The sequence below is a fragment of the Rubinisphaera margarita genome (assembly GCF_022267515.1).
GTDB lineage: Bacteria > Planctomycetota > Planctomycetia > Planctomycetales > Planctomycetaceae > Rubinisphaera > Rubinisphaera margarita.
This window is the reverse complement of record NZ_JAKFGB010000003.1, coordinates 59,141-78,464: the sequence shown is the minus strand read 5'-3', so window position 1 is coordinate 78,464 and position 19,324 is coordinate 59,141. Positions and strand designations below refer to the sequence as shown.

21 protein-coding genes are annotated in these 19,324 nt (G+C 58.0%); 3 read left to right on the top strand and 18 right to left on the bottom strand.

All coding sequences use genetic code 11. The annotated features are described in order from the left end of the window. Positions 1 to 7: 7 nt before the first annotated feature. The 6 genes from L1A08_RS00335 to L1A08_RS00310 form a co-directional block, all read right to left on the bottom strand. The gene (locus tag L1A08_RS00335) at positions 8 to 970 is read right to left on the bottom strand and encodes a hypothetical protein (protein WP_238752961.1); all 963 of its coding nucleotides are present in this window, start codon (positions 968 to 970) and stop codon (positions 8 to 10) included. A 218-nt stretch (positions 971 to 1,188) separates the two neighbouring features. Next, a complete protein-coding gene (locus L1A08_RS00330; RefSeq protein WP_238752959.1) occupies positions 1,189 to 1,605 on the bottom strand; it encodes a hypothetical protein in 417 nt (138 codons plus the stop codon). 21 nt (positions 1,606 to 1,626) lie between these two features. Beyond that, entirely contained in the window at positions 1,627 to 1,884 is a 258-nt protein-coding gene (locus tag L1A08_RS00325) for a hypothetical protein (RefSeq protein ID WP_238752957.1), read from the bottom strand. Between the two features lie 40 nt (positions 1,885 to 1,924). Next, positions 1,925 to 2,188 (bottom strand): hypothetical protein, encoded by a 264-nt coding sequence (locus L1A08_RS00320; RefSeq protein ID WP_238752955.1) that lies wholly within the window; start codon positions 2,186 to 2,188, stop codon positions 1,925 to 1,927. An 82-nt stretch (positions 2,189 to 2,270) separates the two neighbouring features. Further along, positions 2,271 to 3,671, bottom strand: a complete 1,401-nt coding sequence (locus L1A08_RS00315) for a COG3014 family protein (RefSeq protein ID WP_238752953.1) — start codon at positions 3,669 to 3,671, stop codon at positions 2,271 to 2,273. A 148-nt stretch (positions 3,672 to 3,819) separates the two neighbouring features. After that, entirely contained in the window at positions 3,820 to 4,485 is a 666-nt protein-coding gene (locus L1A08_RS00310) for a penicillin-binding protein activator LpoB (RefSeq protein ID WP_238752952.1), read from the bottom strand. A 352-nt stretch (positions 4,486 to 4,837) separates the two neighbouring features. Between L1A08_RS00310 and L1A08_RS00305 the strand changes: the two genes are divergently transcribed. Both L1A08_RS00305 and L1A08_RS00300 read left to right on the top strand, forming a co-directional pair. Beyond that, a complete protein-coding gene (locus L1A08_RS00305; protein WP_238752949.1) occupies positions 4,838 to 5,317 on the top strand; it encodes a hypothetical protein in 480 nt (159 codons plus the stop codon). 87 nt (positions 5,318 to 5,404) lie between these two features. Continuing rightward, a complete protein-coding gene (locus L1A08_RS00300; RefSeq protein ID WP_238752947.1) occupies positions 5,405 to 6,400 on the top strand; it encodes a DUF1559 domain-containing protein in 996 nt (331 codons plus the stop codon). A gap of 64 nt (positions 6,401 to 6,464) precedes the next feature. Here L1A08_RS00300 and L1A08_RS00295 read toward each other — a convergent pair whose 3' ends face one another. Genes L1A08_RS00295 through L1A08_RS00275 form a run of 5 tightly spaced genes read right to left on the bottom strand, consistent with a single transcriptional unit; the run spans position 6,465 to position 12,415 of the window. Then, entirely contained in the window at positions 6,465 to 7,289 is an 825-nt protein-coding gene (locus tag L1A08_RS00295; RefSeq protein WP_238752945.1) for a metallophosphoesterase family protein, read from the bottom strand. Then, positions 7,289 to 8,191 (bottom strand): radical SAM protein, encoded by a 903-nt coding sequence (locus L1A08_RS00290; protein ID WP_238752943.1) that lies wholly within the window; start codon positions 8,189 to 8,191, stop codon positions 7,289 to 7,291. The genes L1A08_RS00295 and L1A08_RS00290 overlap by 1 nt, the downstream gene beginning before the upstream one ends. Continuing rightward, positions 8,179 to 9,402 (bottom strand): hypothetical protein, encoded by a 1,224-nt coding sequence (locus L1A08_RS00285; protein WP_238752941.1) that lies wholly within the window; start codon positions 9,400 to 9,402, stop codon positions 8,179 to 8,181. Before L1A08_RS00285 ends, L1A08_RS00290 begins: the two co-directional genes overlap by 13 nt. An 18-nt stretch (positions 9,403 to 9,420) precedes the next feature. After that, the gene (thiO, locus tag L1A08_RS00280) at positions 9,421 to 10,545 is read right to left on the bottom strand and encodes a glycine oxidase ThiO (protein WP_238752939.1); all 1,125 of its coding nucleotides are present in this window, start codon (positions 10,543 to 10,545) and stop codon (positions 9,421 to 9,423) included. A 49-nt stretch (positions 10,546 to 10,594) separates the two neighbouring features. Beyond that, positions 10,595 to 12,415, bottom strand: a complete 1,821-nt coding sequence (locus L1A08_RS00275; protein ID WP_238752936.1) for a c-type cytochrome domain-containing protein — start codon at positions 12,413 to 12,415, stop codon at positions 10,595 to 10,597. Positions 12,416 to 12,744: 329 nt separating this feature from the next. Between L1A08_RS00275 and larE the strand changes: the two genes are divergently transcribed. Beyond that, positions 12,745 to 13,626, top strand: a complete 882-nt coding sequence (larE, locus tag L1A08_RS00270; protein ID WP_238752934.1) for an ATP-dependent sacrificial sulfur transferase LarE — start codon at positions 12,745 to 12,747, stop codon at positions 13,624 to 13,626. Here the strand turns inward: larE and L1A08_RS00265 are convergent. The 7 genes from L1A08_RS00265 to L1A08_RS00235 form a co-directional block, all read right to left on the bottom strand. Beyond that, on the bottom strand, positions 13,615 to 14,220 hold the full coding sequence (locus L1A08_RS00265; RefSeq protein WP_238752932.1) for a flagellar basal body-associated FliL family protein: 606 nt from the start codon (positions 14,218 to 14,220) through the stop codon (positions 13,615 to 13,617). The two genes, larE and L1A08_RS00265, sit on opposite strands and share 12 nt — an antisense overlap. Before the next feature lie 347 nt (positions 14,221 to 14,567). Continuing rightward, positions 14,568 to 15,209, bottom strand: a complete 642-nt coding sequence (locus L1A08_RS00260; RefSeq protein WP_238752930.1) for an AbiU2 domain-containing protein — start codon at positions 15,207 to 15,209, stop codon at positions 14,568 to 14,570. Positions 15,210 to 15,391: 182 nt separating this feature from the next. Further along, positions 15,392 to 16,276, bottom strand: a complete 885-nt coding sequence (gene murB / locus L1A08_RS00255; protein WP_238752928.1) for a UDP-N-acetylmuramate dehydrogenase — start codon at positions 16,274 to 16,276, stop codon at positions 15,392 to 15,394. Next, positions 16,248 to 17,663 (bottom strand): UDP-N-acetylmuramate--L-alanine ligase, encoded by a 1,416-nt coding sequence (murC, locus tag L1A08_RS00250; RefSeq protein ID WP_261362665.1) that lies wholly within the window; start codon positions 17,661 to 17,663, stop codon positions 16,248 to 16,250. The genes murB and murC overlap by 29 nt, the downstream gene beginning before the upstream one ends. A gap of 86 nt (positions 17,664 to 17,749) precedes the next feature. Then, entirely contained in the window at positions 17,750 to 18,244 is a 495-nt protein-coding gene (locus L1A08_RS00245; protein ID WP_238752924.1) for a Fur family transcriptional regulator, read from the bottom strand. A gap of 64 nt (positions 18,245 to 18,308) precedes the next feature. Continuing rightward, positions 18,309 to 18,611, bottom strand: a complete 303-nt coding sequence (locus tag L1A08_RS00240; protein ID WP_238752922.1) for a flagellar biosynthesis anti-sigma factor FlgM — start codon at positions 18,609 to 18,611, stop codon at positions 18,309 to 18,311. A 283-nt stretch (positions 18,612 to 18,894) separates the two neighbouring features. After that, the gene (locus L1A08_RS00235) at positions 18,895 to 19,227 is read right to left on the bottom strand and encodes a hypothetical protein (protein ID WP_238752920.1); all 333 of its coding nucleotides are present in this window, start codon (positions 19,225 to 19,227) and stop codon (positions 18,895 to 18,897) included. Between the last annotated feature and the right edge of the window lie 97 nt (positions 19,228 to 19,324).

Below are 19,324 nucleotides of genomic sequence, written 5' to 3'. Positions count from 1 at the left end.
CGCACGATTACGGGGTTTCAATCCCGGTCGCCTGGTGCAGTTTGAGAATTTCCTGCGGCGTCAGTGCCCGTTTGAAGACGCACAGTCCGGCGAAGCGGCCGATTGTGGCTTCGCGAAGCATGCTGCCAACGGCGAAGCGAGCTCCGACGGTGAAGTCCGAGCCGCCATCCGGTTTTGTTTCGGCGTGCTTCTCCGGGTCGTAGCGGAAAATGCCCCGACCATGATAATACGGGTTCATCCCCCGGGAGCCGCCGAGCGGGCCTTCCGATTTGAAGTATCGATCGTTCCGCTTGTCCTTCACCGGATCGAGCGGGCGGAATTCCATGACGCCGTTGACGTAGGCACTGATATATTCGCCATCGTAGGTGAAGGCGAGCGTGCACCATTCTTCTTCGGGGACTTCGCTGACGCTGGCGGCATAGTCGCAGCACCACGGGAACGCGGACCCATCGGCTCGGCGGGTCACTCCCCCTTCACTCGAAATGTGTGGCACCAGTTGCCGATTTCCGCCGTAGGTCGGCATATTCATCAGCAAGGAATACTGCCGCGTTCCGGAGTCGTCATTGGCTCCCTTTCCTTCCGACCACATCCCGGCAATCGTCCGGCTCTGCCTGAGGTCGACAATCCGCACGACCGCAAACATGCTGACCTGAGCGTCCGGTCCGGAGATGTTCAACTCGCCTGTTTCAGCATAGGGAATCCGAAAGTACTGCTTGCCGTTCAGATCGGCCGAGTACCCTGAGAAGCAGCCTTCGTCGTAACGGCCAATCGGACCATTCACTTCCCGCAGCGGATACTTTTCACCGGAGGTGACCGATTCTCTCGGTTGTCCCGGTTCCTCGCCGAACGTCCAGAACGCGACCAGATCGGGCACACTGAGCACGGTTTCGATTGCCTCGCGATTCTCCTGGGCGATCGCGGAGGAAGTGGTGAAAACAAGAACGGCTAAGAATGTAAAAATGGAGCGCATCGTTATTCCTGGAGCTGTCGAACTCAGTGAATTGAACCGAGAAACACTCTAGAAAAAATCGCATCGGAACGCCACAAGAGGTGTCACTTGTTGGGACGGAAGACTCGTATTCACCGCGACGGGGGGAGCTTACCTGACAAGTCTCACGTAGCGGCGGCATCCTGCTGGAAGGGCCGAAGTGCGGATGAGAGGGGCGAGGGAACTCGACGGGTCGCCTGTTAACCGATCGTCCTCTTTCGAGGATCGGACAACGCGAAGGCCTCGGCTTCAAAGGGGTTGTCGAGATAGGCGTTGCCGCCGCGAAGCAGGATGAGTCCGGAGAGCAGAAAGTACATCGGCACGAAGAACGGCCCCCAGCGTTCGTACTGGCGGACGTGGACGCGCTCGTGATCGCGGGTGAAGTCGAGCGAGTATTGGTCGCGTGCCAGAATCACATGCCCGACGGTAATCGCGATCGCTCCGACCGGCGTTCGTTTCAGCAGCCAGCAGGCGAGGCCGCCGTGGAATTCGAGCGTGTGGTCCACCCGCTTCCCGCCTCCTCCCGTGCAGCAACTGATCAGCCCGATGCCGAGTCCGACCAGACTCCATGGGCTCACCCAGAGCCAGAGCCAGAATTGCCTCAGAGATTTCAACACGCGTTCAACAGATCTTTGAAGTTAGCGGAGAATGTGCGACTCAGCAAATTCGAATTGCACCTCATAGAACCCACCAACGTAAGCGTTATTCATGGAGAGATAGACGAGGGGCACGTACACGGTATCACGAAGAAACAGGAACACCTCGGGAGCGAACGTTTCACAGGCGACGTAAATCGGAACCGGGCTGAGGATATACAACATGACCAGGGAAGAAAGCCCGAAGATCACCTTCGCCAACCCCAGAGAATCCTGCTCGTCTTTCGCACTGCCGAACATGACTGATCCTCACAACACGATTTCAGGAATTGACGAAGCGTTAACCGCCCAGCTTCTCGAGCATCCACTCAACTCCCTCTCCCTGAATCTGGTAGAACATCGAAACCGTATCGGAATGTTCGCAGAGAAAGACAAGCGGAGCATACACCGTCTCTTCCAGTTGTAACTCCAGTTGAGGATTCCAGTAGCCGATCGGGATCAGAACGGGAATCGGACTGAGAATGTAGAGAAGAAGAACTCCAGCGCCCCAGGCGATCCACGCGCCAGCGGTTGTCTTCTTCGATTCTTCAGCAGCGTCCGACACTGGCTGCCCTCCGGCTCACGATTCGATGAACGAATGTCCGCAGGACATCATACGCCGTTTGAGCAGCCGAGGCCAGATAAAATCAGCGATAGGTCTTCAGCTGCACTTCGCCGACGACACGATCTTTCGGGAAGTTGGCCAGCACGAACGTCGAGCGACCATTCTCAACGTTGGCCTGAATTCGCACTGGTTGCCCCGGGCGGCCGGACATCATTTTCGGCGTCAGCACAAGTTCCTGCTGTCCAACCGGAAGTTCGACACGAAGCACTTGAATCCGGTCCGGCAGCACCGACCAGCAGCGGGTATCGGCTCGCTCGGTCGCTTCCCAGGCAATCCCGGCCAGTGTGAGCAGCAGGTTCAGCTCGGGACTCGATTCTACATTCAGGCCGTCTTTCGCCGCGTAGACCGCGCCCTTTTTGACAATGCGTCGGACGACGGCTCGTGCGATGATGTCGTTCATTTCGAGCTTGTTCTGTTCGACGGCCAGCTCGGAGACATTCATGATCGTAGCCGTGTTGCCCAGACTGCGTCCGGTCGTCGAGACATCGATGACATCAACCAGTTGCGGCGGCCGCACGACAATGGGCACTTTGACCGGGGCGATGTTCGGCGGCAGATCGTACTTTCCGATCGCAGAGAGAATCCGGTCGGCGACGAGCAGCGAAACCGTTGTCGCCATCTCGGCCCGTTCTTCCTTGTAGGGTCCTTCTCCGACCATGGCGAGCACGTAGACGACGCCATGATCCGGCGGAGAATGCTGTCCAGATTCAGCTCGGGCAAGGTCGATCTTCGCATCGCGGAAATTCGGTTGCCAGTTGGCGACCTGAACGCGACAACGGGTCACATCGTCGTAATCGAGCGGGGAACTTTCGAGGACAGCTGCACGAAGATAAGAGCCGATCGCCAGCTGTTTCGTTAGCGGCGTGTAATCCTTGACCTGCTCTTCCGGCTTGGCGGGATTGGGTTTCGACATCTGCAGAAACTGCTGCTGCTTACTCGAAATCTGCAGTCCGTAAGCAGAGACGTCGCCTCCGTCGTGCATCAGATTCGACACGGCCAGCATGACACGAATCAGAATCCGTTCGTATTCCTCGCCGGCGTAATTCAGCTGTCGGTCATCGGTGAGCAGCGACTTCGCTTTGTCGGTGACCGACTTGCCTTCCAGCTGATCAAACCGATCGCGGACATCTCGCAGAAGCTTCTCCGCTTCCGCCGGCCGGCCGGAGGTCAACTCCACCATGGCCCGGTCGAGCTTGATGACGTTGGCGTCATGCCCTTTGGCATGCTTTTCCAGATCGGTTTCGGTCAGAGCGGCTGGAATGTTCCCGGAATAGAATGAGGTCCGAATCATCCGGGCACGATCGGCATGAGTCGAGCAGCCGACCGTGAACGCGCAGAGACTGAGCAGGAGCATCGAGACCCACTTCCGTGGACCGATCGTGCTTTGACCTCGTTTCAGGTTAGCAAACAACTTGCCAGCCATATTAATCAACCGGTCCTGGGTGCCCTGCGTGCGTCGTGCAGCGGAGCGGTCATTCCATCGAACGTCATTCAACTTGAGGGATGCGACGTTCCTGAAATCCGATCAGCGTCGCCCAGGCGAGATTAACCGTCCCCCGGCACGAGTTCGATTAGTAGTTCGTGATCTTGCCGAGAACTGACTTGTGATAGCCCTTGCGGATCGTCGCCGATTCCTTGTCGTAGGAGCCGTCGTAGACGTTGACCAGTTCGAGCGTCAGCACGTAATCACGTTGGTAGTTCTTGTTCTTCTGCGTGGTGCCCGACGTGATCTTGGCGAACAGCAGATAATCGAACGGCTGCTGCATTTGTTCCATCACGGCTGCGAACTGACGCTGATTGTTGGGGACGAACAGATCGCCGGGAGCGACATGGGCTTCCCGCAAACCGGCTTCCACGAAGCGGCGGCTGATCATTCGGAACGTGCCGGACTCGTTCACCATCGAGTCGATCCGCTCGTAGATCTGCTCCTTAAAGTCGCCAATCTCTTCGACGCTCTTGTTTTCGACGCCGAGGAAGCAGACGTGCTTGCAGACGGGCGGCAGCCCGCCCGGGCCCTGATGAGCAACCGTCTGAATGGCCATCGACTGGCGGCCGAGCAGTTTGCCAACTGATTCGTCGATCAGCGGCTGCCAGGTTTCGGCTCCAGCGGTGTGGCTGCCGACCATGTCCTGATCGTCTCCGTCGAGCACATGGGCTACCTGCCGGCCTTTGCAGCCGACCAGGGAGAAGAGCGAACCGGAAATGGCAGCGTGGACGAGAAAGGAGCGTCGATCCATGACGGGACTCCAGCTTGATATCTGATTTCGGGAGTTCGGCAGTCCGGGACACTCGGGCTTCGAACCGCGGAACTATAACGCCTGCGGTCATTTGCCCCAATTCGAGTTCATCAGTACACTAACCTGAACCGAATTTTGTAATTTTTACCCGGACAATTGCGGGGCCACCTTCCGTGGCAGCCCCTGTGCTATTGCATATCGACCACCCGACGCCAATACTTTCGTTATCATCCGGTCTTAACTTCCAGCCTGCCTGAATTACCACCCAGCGAGTATCTCCAGCACGATGCAGTGCCAGCAGAACAGTTCGGCAATCCCTTTCAGCGCTCGATTGCGAACGCTGGTGCTGGCCATGTGGTTCCTGCTGACGAATCTGGGCCTCCCCGTGTTCACCATCGCCGCTCCGCATCCCGGCTGCCCGTGCGGGTGCCAGGGATCCGATGAGTGCGGGAAAGAAACCGCTGAGACCTCGAGCCCGGGAAGTTGCTGCCGTTCCGATTCTTCGTCGAATGCGTCCTGCTGCCGAAAGGCCAGACAGGAAGCAGGTTGCTGCTCACAGAAAGCGACCGCCGCCTCGTCCTGCTGCTCATCGTCGAAGCCAAACGAGGAAACGCAACTTCGTGCCCTGTGTCGCTGCGGAAAGTCGGGGCACGACCTGCTTTCTCTCACGAAGTCGCTCGACATTCCTCCCGCCGTGCCCACGATCATCGGCCCAGGTTTCGTGACCAGTCAGTCGTTCCGCGGCGACCTGAAATCGGATCTGTTCTACCCGCCCCAGACGCCGCCCCCAGAGAGAGTTGCTCCTGTTCTCTCTGTTCTGCCAGCCATTTGATCAGCCTCTCCGCTGAGAGGATTCTCTGCGCACGCTGACAGTTGGCAGAATCTGCACGATTTCTGCAAACTCACAGGAGTATTCTTCATGAGGATTTCCCCTCGTCGATTCCGTCTGCGCGACGGCTTTACATTGATCGAGTTGCTCGTCGTCATCGCCATCATTGCCGTGCTGGTCGCTCTCCTGTTGCCAGCCGTCCAACAGGCTCGCGAGGCGGCCCGACGATCCAGCTGCAAGAACAATCTCAAGCAGATTGGTGTGGCTCTGCATAACTATCACGACACGTTCTCGGTTCTGCCGCCCGGTTACATCGTCCGCAACATTGCTCCTTCCGCAATGGCGAGCATGGAGACGGCTCAGAACGGCCCCGGCTTCGCCTGGGGGACGATGCTGCTTCCCATGCTCGAACAGTCCGCTCTGTACGACAACATGAACTTCGACCTGAACTCCAATCAGTCGCCGAACGTCGACAATGGTCGTCAGTCGATCGCGACATTCCTCTGCCCTTCTGATCCGGCTCCGCTGACATTCACTGTCAACGATGGCACGAGCGATCTCGAACTCGCTTCAGCCAACTATGTCGGCGTGATGGGTTACGGCAGCGTGTCGATGGCTCCTGGAAGCCCGATGGGAAAGGGGCCGTTCTACCGCAACAGCAGCACACGCTTTCGAGACATTACCGACGGCACCAGTCAGTCGATGCTCGTTGGCGAACGCCGAGCGGAACATGACTTCATTCAGGGCATGAACGCGGTCGATTCCAACTCGACGTGGTACGCGGCTGTGCCTAACGTGGAACGCCCGGCCGGGATGATGTCGATGCCGATGATGACCGAATGGCAGGGCTCGCTGGTTCTTGGACATGTCGGGCAGCCGGCGATGACGACTCCAATGTCGATGCCGGCGATGTTTCACACGCCCAACACCACAAACCACATCGTGAACTTCTCCAGCCCTCACCAGGGAGGGATGCAATTCGTGATGGCCGATGGCTCCGTGCACTTCCTCAGCGAGAATGTCTACTTCGATACGTACCGCTCGCTGGGTACGATCGACGACGGCGAAGTCCTCGGCGAGTTCTAGACATCCGGAGCCACCAGCAAACGGGGCGTCTCCAGTTCGAGACGCCCTGTTTCATTGGTGACGATCAGAATTTGCCCCGCAGCCGCTCTTTGACGGGGAGGACTTCCATGCAGGTGGTCCACCAGCCGGTCAGAATCGTCTGCACGAACTCCTCGGGGAGACCTTCGCTCCGCATCTCGATGGCCAGGCGTTCGTGATCGTAACTCACAGGACGGAACTCGACCGTCAACTGTGGTGCAGTGCTGGAATTCCATTCGACGGTCAACAGCGTGTACCAGACGCAACATTGACCGTCGTTCGCCGGGCGGCCGAGAACCCCGACGTTTACGAATAATCGGCCATCGCTCAACTCCCGCTGCCAGTGAAGTCCGGTATGCGTGGCGAGGATGACATCGGCTTCGTGCACATCGGCCAGCCGATTGAGAAACGCCGTGCTCGTCGTAGACTCCCAGAGGAATTCATTGGTCCGCCTTGGGCTGCCATGACAGAGTAGAAACTGCAACCCGGCACATTCGAAGCGAATCTCCTTCGGAAGGCCTCTCAGCCATTCCCGGTTATGGTCGCTGGTTTTTCTCAACGTGTAATCGTAGCTGATCTGGGCGAAATGATTGTCGCGTGGATCGGTGTAGCCGCACTGGCAGTCGTTCAACCCGTTACCGATGCTGTCGTCGTAGTTTCCCTGCACCGTTTGAATGCTGTACTCATGGAGAAGCGGAAAAACACGGTCCGGATACGGGCCAAAGGCACCGAGATCACCAAGGCAGTAGAACCGCGTGGCTCCGTGATCCAGTGCATCCTGAATGGCGGACTCCAATGCCGGAGCATTACTGTAGATGCCTCCGAACAATGCGAACACTTCACGGTTCGACTCACCATCCTGCGATGCCATCAGCCGTGCCCCTGACGCTTCGTGGAGGGATTCGTGCAGATCGATCCGAACTGATAGCACGTGTAACAGGCCCCATGGGCCAACGGAAATGCTTCGGTCGACTCCCCCAGAGTCGCCCCCAGCAGAGCCTCCGGGGAATCGAGCAGAATCGGGCAGACGGCTACCCCCCGATCGGTCACGACGCGACTGTAACTGCACAGCAGTTGACTCTGATCGAAGCCTTCCATCATCTCCGGCGTAATCCGTTCCAACTCGCCGTAGCCACACGTCCGTTCGGCTTCTGCACCGATTCGAATCCGTGGAAGAATCTTGAGTCGTGGGCGCGCATGTCCGACCTCGCGAAGCACCTGCCGGAACTTGGCGAGCACCTCTTCGTTCTCATCGTCTTCCCACGTCTGGGTCATCGTGATGATGGGAAGGAATCCGAATTCGCAAAGTTTGCGAATTCCCTGCAACGCCCGTTCAAACGTGCGGTCGCCGCGAATCGGATCGTTCCGTTCCGCATCCGGCCCATCGATCGACACTCGAAACTCGAGACTGTAGGTCGAGTTCTCCACGGCTGCTCTCAGTCGCTTCAGCCATTCCTCCTTGAGAACAGTGCCATTGGTCAGCACGGTGACGGGTCCGAACTGGAGTGTTCGTTCGAGCATCGGCACCAGGGCTGGATTCAGGAACGGTTCGCCGCCGGTGAAGTAGTATTCCTTCACACCGTAGGAAACCGACTCTTTGAGAGCATTCTCGACGGTTTCCAGAGCGAGAAACCCGAAGGTCTTGTTAGTCGGGCTGCAGCTGATGAAGCAGTGACGGCAAGTCAGATTGCAGATCGTCCCGGCCACCTGAAACCAGAGAACATCGAGGGAATCGAGAGCGACATGCGGCGTTTCGCGAGTCATTGCGCACATGAGGAGCCTCCCGTCGACACGGCTCCAGCTGGTTCCGATCGGCTGGCCAGCAACCTGATCACGGCCGTCACCTGGGCATAGCCGTTCTGGAGCAGAAACCGCGAGGACCGTCCGTAGCTCTTTGCGCCGAGGATGAAGTAATCTCCTTCCGGATTGACCAGCACACCAACTCCACTGGAGGTGACCTGCGTGCAGTCGCCGCCCGACTGTCCGATCAACTCGGCGGCAAGCTTGATGGGGCCTTCTGTTGCATAGCATTCGTGAATCTGCAGTTCGCGAGCCAGCTCTCGATCGGGACGGAACCCCGTACAGGCCAACACGTGGTCGACAACGAGTTCCTCGACCTGCTGCGTCCGGAGATTCCGCAAACGCACTCCCAACGCCTCGCCTTCACGTACAACGGAATCAACAACGGTTTCAGCCAACCAGCGGACCGGGCCAGACGGCTCGCTCACCAGCCGATTGGCTCTCAAGCTCAGTTGATTACGTGCGGGGAGGGAATCGTCCGGAATCGGAATAAGCGGCCCTTCTGGGCGACACGACCGGGTCGACCAGATCACCTCGGCTTGCTGATCGCCGGCTCGCTTCAATAATTCCGAGACCATCGTCGCGGCTGAATATCCACTGCCCAGGACGAGAACTCTCTTTTTCTCCGCGATCGTTGCGAACCGCGATGCGGTCGGGACGCCGTACTCAATGAGATCGGCATTCGACCGTTCTCCCGGACAGCAAATCCCGCCGGCTCCGGCACGGGAGGGAGTGCTGAAGACTCCACTGCAGTCGAGCACGATGTCGGAGGTGTGGATCGCCTCCTGATCGGCGGTCTCAATGAGGAGACGGAACGGCTGTCCTGACCGTTCGCCGATTCGATCCCCTTTCAGCCAGTCGCTTCTGCTGATGCCGCGAACGCGGGTTCCTGTCAACACTTCTGCGCGAGACTCGATCCAGCGGGCCAACGGTTCCAGATAGCCTGTGGCGAACTCGTCGCCCGATTCACACTCTTCCAGCGGCACCTCGTAATCGATGGCAGTTCGCCCGCCCGGCGTGGAATTCCATTCCCGTGGAGAGAACATCTTCACGTATCCCCACCGATGAATGGCATCGGCGATACGTCCCTGCTCGAAGACCGTAACGGACCAGCCCTGTTCGATGGACTGTCGAGCCGCTTCAAGACCGATGGGCCCGGCTCCAATGACTGCGATTGACGGCATAGGTATTCCGGGTGGCTTCTAGACGTGTTCAGCAACAGGCTCGGCGAAACGTTCCGGACGGAAGTCATGGAGATCGAATTCCACGTCCCGTCCCAGGGCTAGATCGCTGAGAATTCGGGCGGTCACAGGACAAAGGGAAAGTCCTGCCCGATAATGGCCCGTCCCGATGATGACGTTCTCGATTCCGGGAGCCTGGCCGAGAACAGGCAAACGGTCGGTCGCAGCGGGCCGAAACCCGCACCAGGACCGTTCCACCGGGAGCCGCTCAACCTCCGGAAGAATGCTCGCGGCAAACTCCTGCAGAACCTCGATCGTATCGGGCTCCACGGTGCGATCGAACCCAACCAGCGATTCGGTCGAGCCAATCAGCAGGCGACCATCCAGCCGGGGCACGAGGTATCGTTTGCCCTGCTCGACGATGAACGGAAATGGTTCCGGCAACTGCACCATAACCAGTTGACCACGGACCGGTGCGACGGGCAGCGTGACGTTCAGCAGCTCCCCGAAGAAGCCCGACCAGGCTCCAGCCGTGATGAGAAACCGATCGCCCGAGAATTCTTCGTGTTCAGAGCTGACCGAGACCAGTCGGTTCCCCTGAACCGTCATCCGTTCGATCGACTCATCTTCGCGGATCTGCACGCCGAGTTTTCGGCAACCGGCAATCAACGCTTTGAGATGACGGGGATTGCGAACCTGCGCCTGTCCCGGCAGCAGATAGGCCCTGTCCAGCCCTTTGAAGAACCGCGAACTCGTCTGACGGAGTTGATCACCCTCCAGCAATTGCGTTTCGATCTGCTGAGTGTGCCAGTCTGCGATCTCGTCGCCAATCGCTGCGGGATCATCGGCAGGCGGAAGAATCACCGCTCCACAGTTGTGGTATTCATCGTCGATGCCGGTCAGTTCGTGCACACGGGCAGAAAACTCGGGCCAGAGAGCCGAACTCGCGATGGCGAGCTGACGATACCCCGGACTGGCCAGATGGATCTCTCCTGGGGGAATCATGCCGGCGCCGGCCCAGGACGATTCACGGCCAACGGCCTGTCGATCCACGACCGTTACCGTACATCCCTGCTCGGCCAGTTCCAGTGCGGTGGCCAGTCCAATGACTCCGCCCCCGACAATGATGACATCACTTGTCGTCATAATCCTGTTGCGGCCTTACGCCGCGATTTGCCTTTTGAAGTCCGTTCGATCAGTTCAAACTCGCCGCGACCGCCCGCCCCAAATCTTCCGGCGTCGTATTATAGATCCGGCAGGCTTCCTCGATAGTGCGGCCCGACAGCAGAGCTTCGGAGAACCGTTTGAGCTGCTCTCCCGATCCTCTGCTCATTAGCAGCCGCACCGTCACCAGTCCAACGTGCTCGGTCACTTCGGGCGAAAACGTGCCGGCTTTGAACAGGTCGTCGGGTCGGTTCACGCCTTTAATGGCTCGGGCCGCCGAAACAATGAGCGCTCGTTCGAACTCGGCATTGCGAAGCTCGGAATCAGCCAGTGCCCAGCCGGTCCCTTCGGTCAGCCAGTCCATCCGGGTTGTCGAACCACGCTGCAGGGCAGCCGAGATCATTCCTTTGGACAGGGTCCACTTGAGAGACGGTGTCGTCGCCGAGGAAACATCGCCGGTGTCGAGCACCGCGACATAAGCCATATCGTAACTCGCCGTCACGCGGGCATGACCAAACATCAGGTCCGTCGCCTGGCGGTTCTCAATCGAGCGGTTGAACTCTTCGTAGTCGTAACGATCCTTGAAGACGTAGATCGCCAGTCGCCCTTTCCATTTGGGTTCCTCGGCAAGAGCAAGCTTCGATTTCAGACCGGAGCGCATCTGCTCGGCCCAGTCGAGGACGGTCTGCAACCGTTGAGGCTCGACGTTCCCCATCACGAGCAGATCGTCGTTCGTAACCGAAGCCGGGTTGGCAGACGACAGCGTCCGTCGCCAGTGCGAATCGCCCTGTTCGCGACGGTGCTTCTCGAATTCCTGCGGCGTCATATTCGCCAGCTGCATCCGACGTTCGTCGCTGGCCGAGGGAACCATTTCGAGCAGAGGCTGCTTCGGATCGTTTCCATCGAACTTGATGCCTTCACTGATCCAGGCTTTCAGGTCTTCGTAGTTCTTTCGCGTGATGCGGGCCTGCCCCTGCGGCATTCGGGGATTTTCGAGTCCGCCGGTCAGTCGAAACAGGCGGCTGTCTTCCAGGTTTCCGGGAATCAGCACTTCGCCACTGTCGCCGCCGATCAGAATCTTTTCGAACGTCTCGACAGAAAACCCGCTGTTCGGATTGGCTCCACTGTGGCAGCCGTGACAGAAGGTCACGAGCATGGGAGCGATATCTTTCGTGAACGAGACGGTTTCGGTGCCATCCGGCTTGGCCACTTTGATCTCTGTCATTTTCTTGTCGTCGGCTCCCGTTGCCAGATCCGACATGGTCGTGTTCTGATCTTTCCCGTCGAACTTGGCTCCCTGGGTGATCCAGGCAGCGATCGTTTCAATCTCCTGCTGCCCCAGTGGATTGCCATTCTTGGGCATGCGAGCGGGGGGATTGGCGATTAACTTCAGGGCGAGCAGACTTCGGTTTGCGGAACCGGGCACGAGCAGGATGCCGCTGCGCCCCCCTCGCCGCATTCCAGCAAATGTATCGAGCCGCAATCCGCCGGCCGCACCGTCATCGTGGCAGCCGACACAATTCTCAGCCAGAATCGGGGCGACATCTTTGGAGAAGCTTACTCCGGCGTTGCCCGGCTCCCCGTCGCCGGTGGCTCGTGCCAGATTCTTTCGTTGAATTTCAATCGTTCGCTGGATTGACGCAAGAGCTCGATCATCCTCTTCCAGGCCGGCTTCACTGGCGACTTTCTGCAGGGCTTGTTCCGCTTCACTGAGGGCAGCCTCGGCCTCATCGTAATCCTTCCGGCGGATCAGCGAAGAGACTCGGGAAACGTCGCGACGGAGTTCAGTCAGTGTGCGACGATGTTCCGTCGTCAGTTGAGCCTGCAGGTCCGAAGTGTCAACCAACAGCATCCCGCAGAACACCATCAAGGCCAGCAAGCCGGGGAATGTTCGGGGAGACCGTCGAGCTACGGAATGGTTCATCGTTTTCGCCTCGTGTTCTGCCAGAACTTCCACTTGAGGAGGGAACCGGAGCCGGGGAAAGATTTGTATCGGCTCTGCGGATGCGAATTCATGCCTTGGTCGTTAGTTTATACCGCCAGAGGTCGGTTTCGCAATCGCCTCATTTTTCGCCCCGGCGGGCGTTTTGTGTAGAATTCCTGTGAACAGGTCGCCTTCAAGCGGACCGGCTGACGGGAACGAGTGAAAATTTGAGCAGACAGTTGCCAGAGTCGAAGCCCATGAGTGTCCGGACAGTTGAGCAGAAGCGGGACGAGCTACTGCAGATTCTTCGCGATTACGGACGCGTCGGCGTCGCCTTTTCCGGCGGAGTCGACAGCACCGTCGTGGCGAAAGCCGCCGCCGTCGCCGCTCCCGGAAACGCCACAGCACTGATCGCCGACAGCCCATCGGTTCCGCGAGGCACTGTGGAAGAAGCACGCGACATTGCGGAACTGATCGGCATTCCGCTCGTGGTTCTGAAAACGACGGAGTTCGAGAAGGACCAGTATCGCGCCAACGTCGGAGACCGTTGCTTCTATTGTAAAGACACGCTTTATTCGACTATCACCGCTCACCGTGCCGCGGCTCTTCAGCAGCAGGGCCTGAACCTTGATGTGATTGTGAACGGCACCAACATCGACGATCTCGGCGACTATCGACCGGGGCTCAGGGCGGCTGCCCAGCACGACGTTCGCAGTCCGCTCGTCGAAGCGAGTTTGAACAAAGCCGATGTCCGCGAGCTGGCTGCTCATTGGGAGTTGCCGGTCTGGAACAAGCCCGCGTCCCCCTGCCTTTCGAGCCGAATTGCACATGGCCTCGAAGTGACCGTCGAACGGGTTCGTCGCGTCGACGAAGCGGAGCGGTTCCTCAAGACACGCTTTGGTCTGTTCGAACTGCGAGTCCGCCATGAGTTCAATGAGCTGGCCCGGATCGAAGTTCCCCGCGAGGCCATCGAGCGGCTCTCAACGACGGAAGCTCGGGACGAAATCGTTCAGCAGTTCGAGGCACTCGGCTTCCGCTATGTGACAATCGATCTGGCGGGCTTCCGCTCCGGCTCCATGAATGCCGTGCTGCCGCTCAACGTGCTTGAAGATCAGCGGCAGGTCGGATCAATCCCCTGAGTGGGCCGACGACCGCAGTGTGTAGCGGGTGAAATGGGAGAAGTTCACCTCGTTGATCTTCTCTTCGCCAATGATCGAGTTCACCGCCACTCTGATCTCGGTGCGAAGTTGCGAAAGACTCGGCTCGGCAATTTTCTCGGGCGAAGCAGAATTGATCACCGCTCCGACCTCGGCCCGGATCCGGTTCTCCCGTTGTCGGATTGATGTATCCGCGGCCATGTAGTCCTTCACCGTCCCCTGAATCGTAAGCACGGCTTCGTAGTTGATGACGTCGACACTGTCCGGTGCGTGCACACTCGGGACCATCGATTCTGCCTCGCCGAGCGAGATCTCAAAGAACTGGTCATCCTGGTAAGCTTCGACGATTTCCCGCCGATCCTGGTCCATCTGGTCCTGGCTGGCGGCCGTCTGCGGATGGACGAACGAGAGCATCAGCAGGGCAATCACCACGAGAACAGTAATCATTCCGAGCAGAATGAGATTGTCGGTGCTGAACGCGAACCGCAGTTGCGGTCGCAGCTGTTCCTGCTGAACGGCGCGATGAATTTCCCGGAGACGTTCGATTGTTTCGTTGGACAAGACAAAAGACTTCATTCAAGACTTACTTTACTCGTGGAGCGGCAGCGTCGACACGCATGACGTTGCTCTGAGACGGCAGGACGCAAAATTGAGGCGGTTTGGCTGGACCCCTGATGTCGTCTGGCAACATGTCTGTTTTCCGGAAACGTCAGTGCAGGAGCGGTGGCTGAAGGCGGGTCTGATCCCCGAAAGAATCGTAGGTCATGATGACCCGAAGGCCGAAAAGATTCCCATGATTGCAGCAGCTCACGACGTTCCCGATCGATAGAATCGGCAACACAGGTGCAATGTGTTCAGTATCCGTGAAACGAGCTGCGGAGATCTACTGAGACGCCTTCGTTCGGGGGGAACGATCGCATCCATCAGTCGGCATCCGTCTGTGTTTTCCGGTTCTGCACAGCGGCTTCAAGATGCGACAGCAGTGTCGTTGCATCGTCAGGAAGTTCGAACTGATCGAATGCCATTTCTGATCCCAGGAACTCCATCCGGAAGCAGTTCACGTAGTCCCGCATGGCCACGAGAGCATCGTCGACATCTTTGCGCGAAACGCCAAGGATCGGCGTCTGGTACGCCCCGAGAGCGGCTCGCTGATCCCGGTGAGCGATACGGCGGTTACGAATCGTCCGCAATTTGCCGCAGCACTGCTCGACCAGTTCCCCCTTTTGTTCGAGCTGTTCGACGAGCTTCGCATAAGCCTCGCGATCGAGCTTTTCATAAAGTTGCCGGAGAACCAGATTGTCCCGTCCAAAAGACCGGGGCCGGTCAGTCAGACTGCAGATCTCCAGCACCACGTAATCGAGCCACAGAAATTGCAGCATGCCGAAGAATGTCGGTGCGGACTGATTCAACAGGTCGAGCGTCTGTTGATCGGCTCCGAACAGCTGCCGGTACATGATCCACCGCCCGTGCAGCCACGTCAGTTCGTTCTCAATTGTTTCGAAGATCTCCCGAAGGGGTTCGGGAATCTGCGAGTAATCCAAAGCGGGGGGATGAGACTGTTCCATCAGCGGGTTCTCCTGTTCGCGGTCCTCGAACAGTAACAGCGCAGAAAAAAACCTCGCAACCGAGTCGCGAGGTTTTCATCGTTCGATCTCGCAATGGAACTAACGAGGGAGGCCCGTTCGTCACGGACGGGTCACCCTTCTCGATGATGTCTTAACCCGGTGCGTGTGGGAGACGGTTTCGCCTACGGCCAGGTTTTGATCTCGAGTTCGAGTTCGATGTCGTGCGTATCCTGCACCTTGGAGCGAACCAGGTTGATCAGTCGCAGGACATCGTCGCTGGTGCAGTTCTCGTGGGTGATGATGAAGTTCGCGTGCAGATCGCTGACTTCGCAGTCCCCCACGCGCGTTCCCTTCAAGCCCGACTGTTCAATCAGCGAACCTGCGGAAAGTCCGCGTGGATTCTTGAAGACACAGCCCGCAGACTGCGACGAAAGAGGCTGCGAAGCCTTTTTCATGATCCACGTTTTCCGCAATCGCTTCGTGATCTCGTTCGGATCATCTTCGCTCAGCTGCAATGTCGCGGAAATCACGATGGCATTGCCCAGGTGGCTGTTGCGGTACTCGAAGCCGATCATCTCGCTGGACAGCGTTTCGATCTTACCTTCGTGATTCATCACATCGATGGAGACGACCTTGGTTCCGATCTCTCCGCTGCGCGTCCCGGCGTTTCCGATAACCGCTCCGCCGATCGTTCCGGGGATTCCGGCCAGTTCTTCCAACCCGGTCAGTCCACCAGCCACGCTGCGGGAAATGACATGCGAAAGCAGAGCCCCTGCTCCGGCTTTGACCGTTGTCCCGTCGACTTCCACTTTGCAGAAGTCGCCGTTGTTGAGTCGCAACACGACGCCGCTGACGCCTTCATCGCGAATCAGCAAATTCGAACCTTCACCCAGCACATGGACCGGAAGTTTTTCTTTCTGGCAGCACTGCAGCACAGCGGCCAGTTCGTCCATGGTCCGGGGCTCGATCAGGTACTGAGCCGGTCCGCCCAGCTTCAGCCAGGTGTACGGGGCCAGGGGTTCATCCTGTCGAGTAATTTCAGCAAAGGAATCCAGGCAGCTCATCATAGATCCGATCAATGTTTCCTGCTCCGAGCGTCACTATCACTTCTGCTCGGGATCCTGTCATAACGTGTCGTGAATCGTCCAGTCTGGAACGCATTTGGTCAAGGCTGGGACAGAATGCAAAGCGTCCTCCGCGGCTGTTTCCGGCTTCGACCAGTTTTTCGGCCGTCGAGCGAACCCGGTCATCCGGGGTTTCGCGCGCAGCGAAGATGGGCAGGATAGTGGTCTCGTCGGCTTCGAGCAAAGCATCAGCGAATTGATCGAGGAGCATCTCTGTCCGCTGAATCTGATGCGGCTGGAAAAAGGCTCGAATGTAGCTGCCGGGAAAACGCTGCCGAACCGCCTGAAACGTGGCCCGCAGTTCCGAGGGGTGATGGGCGTAGTCGTCGATCAAGTAGGCCCCATTCCGCCGCCCGCGGAGGTGGAAACGGCGATCCACGCCAGGAAACGTTCGCAGTCCTTCCGCGATGGACTCCCATGAAAGTCCAACCTGACGGGCCAACAGCCCTGCGGCAGTGGCGTTCATGACCTGATGACGCCCGCAGACCGTCAGAGCCAGCGAGAGAAGTTCGTCGTTGTGACGCAGCGTGAATGAAGTGCCGGTTGCCGACTCCACGATCTCGGAAATTCGCCAGATCTCGGCATCGGGTAAGAACGTTGCGGTGGGCTCGGTCGTAAACAGAGCGACGGAACACCGCGAATCCGCGATGGTCCGCAACGTGGCGGCGCAATCGGCATTGGCGATGAGCAGGCCCGATCGGTCAATGCGATGCGTGAAATCCCGGAACGCCTGAAGAAGCGAACGCCCATCCGGATAGCAGTCGAAGTGGTCGGCTTCGACATTTAACACCGCCGCCAGCCGAGGCTGCAGTTGCAGAAACGAGCCGCGAAACTCACAAGCTTCGACGATCAGTTCCGATTCACGTCCGAAGTGTCCCGAGTTGTCCTGCTGCTGAAGCTTTCCCCCGGCAATCAGTCCCGCATCGTACCCCGCGGTCTGCAGGAGATGATGAAGCAGCAGCGAGCAGGTTGTCTTGCCGTGCGTCCCCGCGATGGCAATCCCGCGTCGATTCTGGAGTGTCTGCCCGAGATACTCCGCGTAGCTGAACGAGGGAACGCCAGCTCGTGTCGCCGCGATCCGTTCAGAGTTCTCTTCTCCGACTGCCAGACTGTAAATGTGTGCGGAACACTCTGGCGGTACATTTCCCGCCTCGTGTCCCTGATGGACCTGGATTCCTCGACGCAGAAAATGCTGTCGGACAGAAAGCGGGACGACGGCGTCAGAACCGGAAACCATCCAGCCGCGATCGCAGAGATAATCTGCGAGCGATCTCATCCCCGCTCCGCAAATCCCGGTCAGGTGAGCACTTGGGGTGGACAATACGAGCATCCAGACAAAAACAGGAAAGCTGCTCGCACGATTCCGACGCTTGCCGGGAGCAGTAGCAGAAGCGATCAGGCCGAAGATCGGTCCGGTTAGATCATATCGAGCTTGCGATGGCGACGGACAGGAGCCCGACGACAATTGCTGCATAAGCCGAAAACTTCCAGACGGTGTCCATCCATAAAGAACCCCATCTTATCGGCGACCGTTTCCAGAATCGCTTTGATCTCGTCGTTGTGGAACTCTTGAAGTTCCCCGCATTTCCGACAGATCAGGTGATCGTGCTGCGGGTAACCGTAGTCGTGCTCCCAGATTTCGCTGCCGTTCGGACGGGCAACCTTGCGAATCAAGCCAGCGGATTCCATCGACTCCAGCGTGCGATAAACAGTCGAACGGCTGACTCGCTTCCGACCGCTGGCCCGAAGACGCTCAGAGAGTTCTTCCGCATCGAAGTGTTCGTGGTTGTCGAAGACTTCATCGACGATGATCTCCCGCTCGGGAGTCAGACGCATTTTCTGTGTCGCCAGGTATTCCCGAAACTTTTCCTTGGGACTGGCGGTAACGGTGACATTCCCCAAACCACTCACGATGTGCACTACTCCCAGGAGCCGATCTTGGCTCCGTCTGCGATTGTCTCGTCAGCCGCGTCTATCAGCTATCGTTTTGAACCTGGCGGAGAAAGTTCGCCAGTGCCGCTTCCAGCTTCTCATCGGTATCATAGGTGCCATTCGCAATTTCGTCGCGAATCCGGGCAATCAATTCCGAGCGGGAAGGGTCATTCTCCTCGAGAGATTGCAGTTCAGACATCATGCGTGCCATCGGAGAGATGTCCAGCTGATCGGTCGGAACGCGAATTCCTCCCGGAGTCGGCTGAAACGGTGTCTGTTGAACCGGGTGATTGACGCGGGACACCGGCATATTGCCGCCGGATCCCCCAATACCTGAAATGGCCATCCATGCCTCCTGTTCATAATCGTCCGACGAGAGCGAGGCAGCGAAGCCGGTACGTCATCCGTACGAGCGTTTGCCACAGCGAGAGAGTTGCTCCGGCCGTGCGTACTTTCCCCACATCAATTCGTCGGACAGGGAACTTCCCGAATTCTAAGCCCAAAGGCATTCCGACTTCAACAGGGAAAACAGAAACGGACCGAACGGGAACAATCGTCCAGAATGAAAAAAACGTTGCAGGGAGTCAAACTCCGCTGCAACGCTTGCATACTCAACTGTGATTGCCGACTCAGTCGTTGTCCTTCGGGCCTTCATTCACAGGCACATCACAGGCGATTTCACATTCGTCGAAATCGCAGTCATCCACTTCATCCATTGCCGCTGAACCTCGGGTGTAAGCTTTGAAACCGTTGCCAAAACCCTTCTCGCTGGAGAACCCGGTGTACCAGTAGCTCTGGTTAGAACTGCCCACCGCATCTCCGACATCGTTCAATTCTGATACAATCGCGTGCTGAATTGAACTCAGCCCGACGATCAGTCCCAGAATCAGGATGGTGCCGATCAGCACCAGTTCGGCCGAGATGATGAACCCGGCTTCGTCTTCATAAATTGCTTTAAACATTGTGGCTACCCTTTTTCCGCTAGGCTGGACGATCCATCGCCACGAACTGTGTGATTCCTCCGACTTCCGCGCCTCGAATAACCAAACGTGGCAAAAA

What these genes read in the sequence shown, in the direction of transcription:
- murB (WP_238752928.1), bottom strand. Translation starts at nt 16,276, where the DNA reads ATGATGAGCTGCCTGGATTCCTTTGCTGAAATTACTCGACAGGATGAA.
- L1A08_RS00315 (WP_238752953.1), bottom strand. Translation starts at nt 3,671, where the DNA reads ATGGCTGGCAAGTTGTTTGCTAACCTGAAACGAGGTCAAAGCACGATC.
- L1A08_RS00235 (WP_238752920.1), bottom strand. Translation starts at nt 19,227, where the DNA reads ATGTTTAAAGCAATTTATGAAGACGAAGCCGGGTTCATCATCTCGGCC.
- L1A08_RS00300 (WP_238752947.1), top strand. Translation starts at nt 5,405, where the DNA reads ATGAGGATTTCCCCTCGTCGATTCCGTCTGCGCGACGGCTTTACATTG.
- thiO (WP_238752939.1), bottom strand. Translation starts at nt 10,545, where the DNA reads ATGACGACAAGTGATGTCATCATTGTCGGGGGCGGAGTCATTGGACTG.
- L1A08_RS00290 (WP_238752943.1), bottom strand. Translation starts at nt 8,191, where the DNA reads ATGTGCGCAATGACTCGCGAAACGCCGCATGTCGCTCTCGATTCCCTC.
- L1A08_RS00265 (WP_238752932.1), bottom strand. Translation starts at nt 14,220, where the DNA reads ATGAAGTCTTTTGTCTTGTCCAACGAAACAATCGAACGTCTCCGGGAA.
- L1A08_RS00335 (WP_238752961.1), bottom strand. Translation starts at nt 970, where the DNA reads ATGCGCTCCATTTTTACATTCTTAGCCGTTCTTGTTTTCACCACTTCC.
- murC (WP_261362665.1), bottom strand. Translation starts at nt 17,663, where the DNA reads ATGCTCGTATTGTCCACCCCAAGTGCTCACCTGACCGGGATTTGCGGA.
- L1A08_RS00275 (WP_238752936.1), bottom strand. Translation starts at nt 12,415, where the DNA reads ATGCTGTTGGTTGACACTTCGGACCTGCAGGCTCAACTGACGACGGAA.
- L1A08_RS00305 (WP_238752949.1), top strand. Translation starts at nt 4,838, where the DNA reads ATGTGGTTCCTGCTGACGAATCTGGGCCTCCCCGTGTTCACCATCGCC.
- L1A08_RS00240 (WP_238752922.1), bottom strand. Translation starts at nt 18,611, where the DNA reads ATGGCCATTTCAGGTATTGGGGGATCCGGCGGCAATATGCCGGTGTCC.
- L1A08_RS00295 (WP_238752945.1), bottom strand. Translation starts at nt 7,289, where the DNA reads ATGGCATCGCAGGATGGTGAGTCGAACCGTGAAGTGTTCGCATTGTTC.
- L1A08_RS00325 (WP_238752957.1), bottom strand. Translation starts at nt 1,884, where the DNA reads ATGTTCGGCAGTGCGAAAGACGAGCAGGATTCTCTGGGGTTGGCGAAG.
- L1A08_RS00260 (WP_238752930.1), bottom strand. Translation starts at nt 15,209, where the DNA reads ATGGAACAGTCTCATCCCCCCGCTTTGGATTACTCGCAGATTCCCGAA.
- larE (WP_238752934.1), top strand. Translation starts at nt 12,745, where the DNA reads ATGAGTGTCCGGACAGTTGAGCAGAAGCGGGACGAGCTACTGCAGATT.
- L1A08_RS00285 (WP_238752941.1), bottom strand. Translation starts at nt 9,402, where the DNA reads ATGCCGTCAATCGCAGTCATTGGAGCCGGGCCCATCGGTCTTGAAGCG.
- L1A08_RS00310 (WP_238752952.1), bottom strand. Translation starts at nt 4,485, where the DNA reads ATGGATCGACGCTCCTTTCTCGTCCACGCTGCCATTTCCGGTTCGCTC.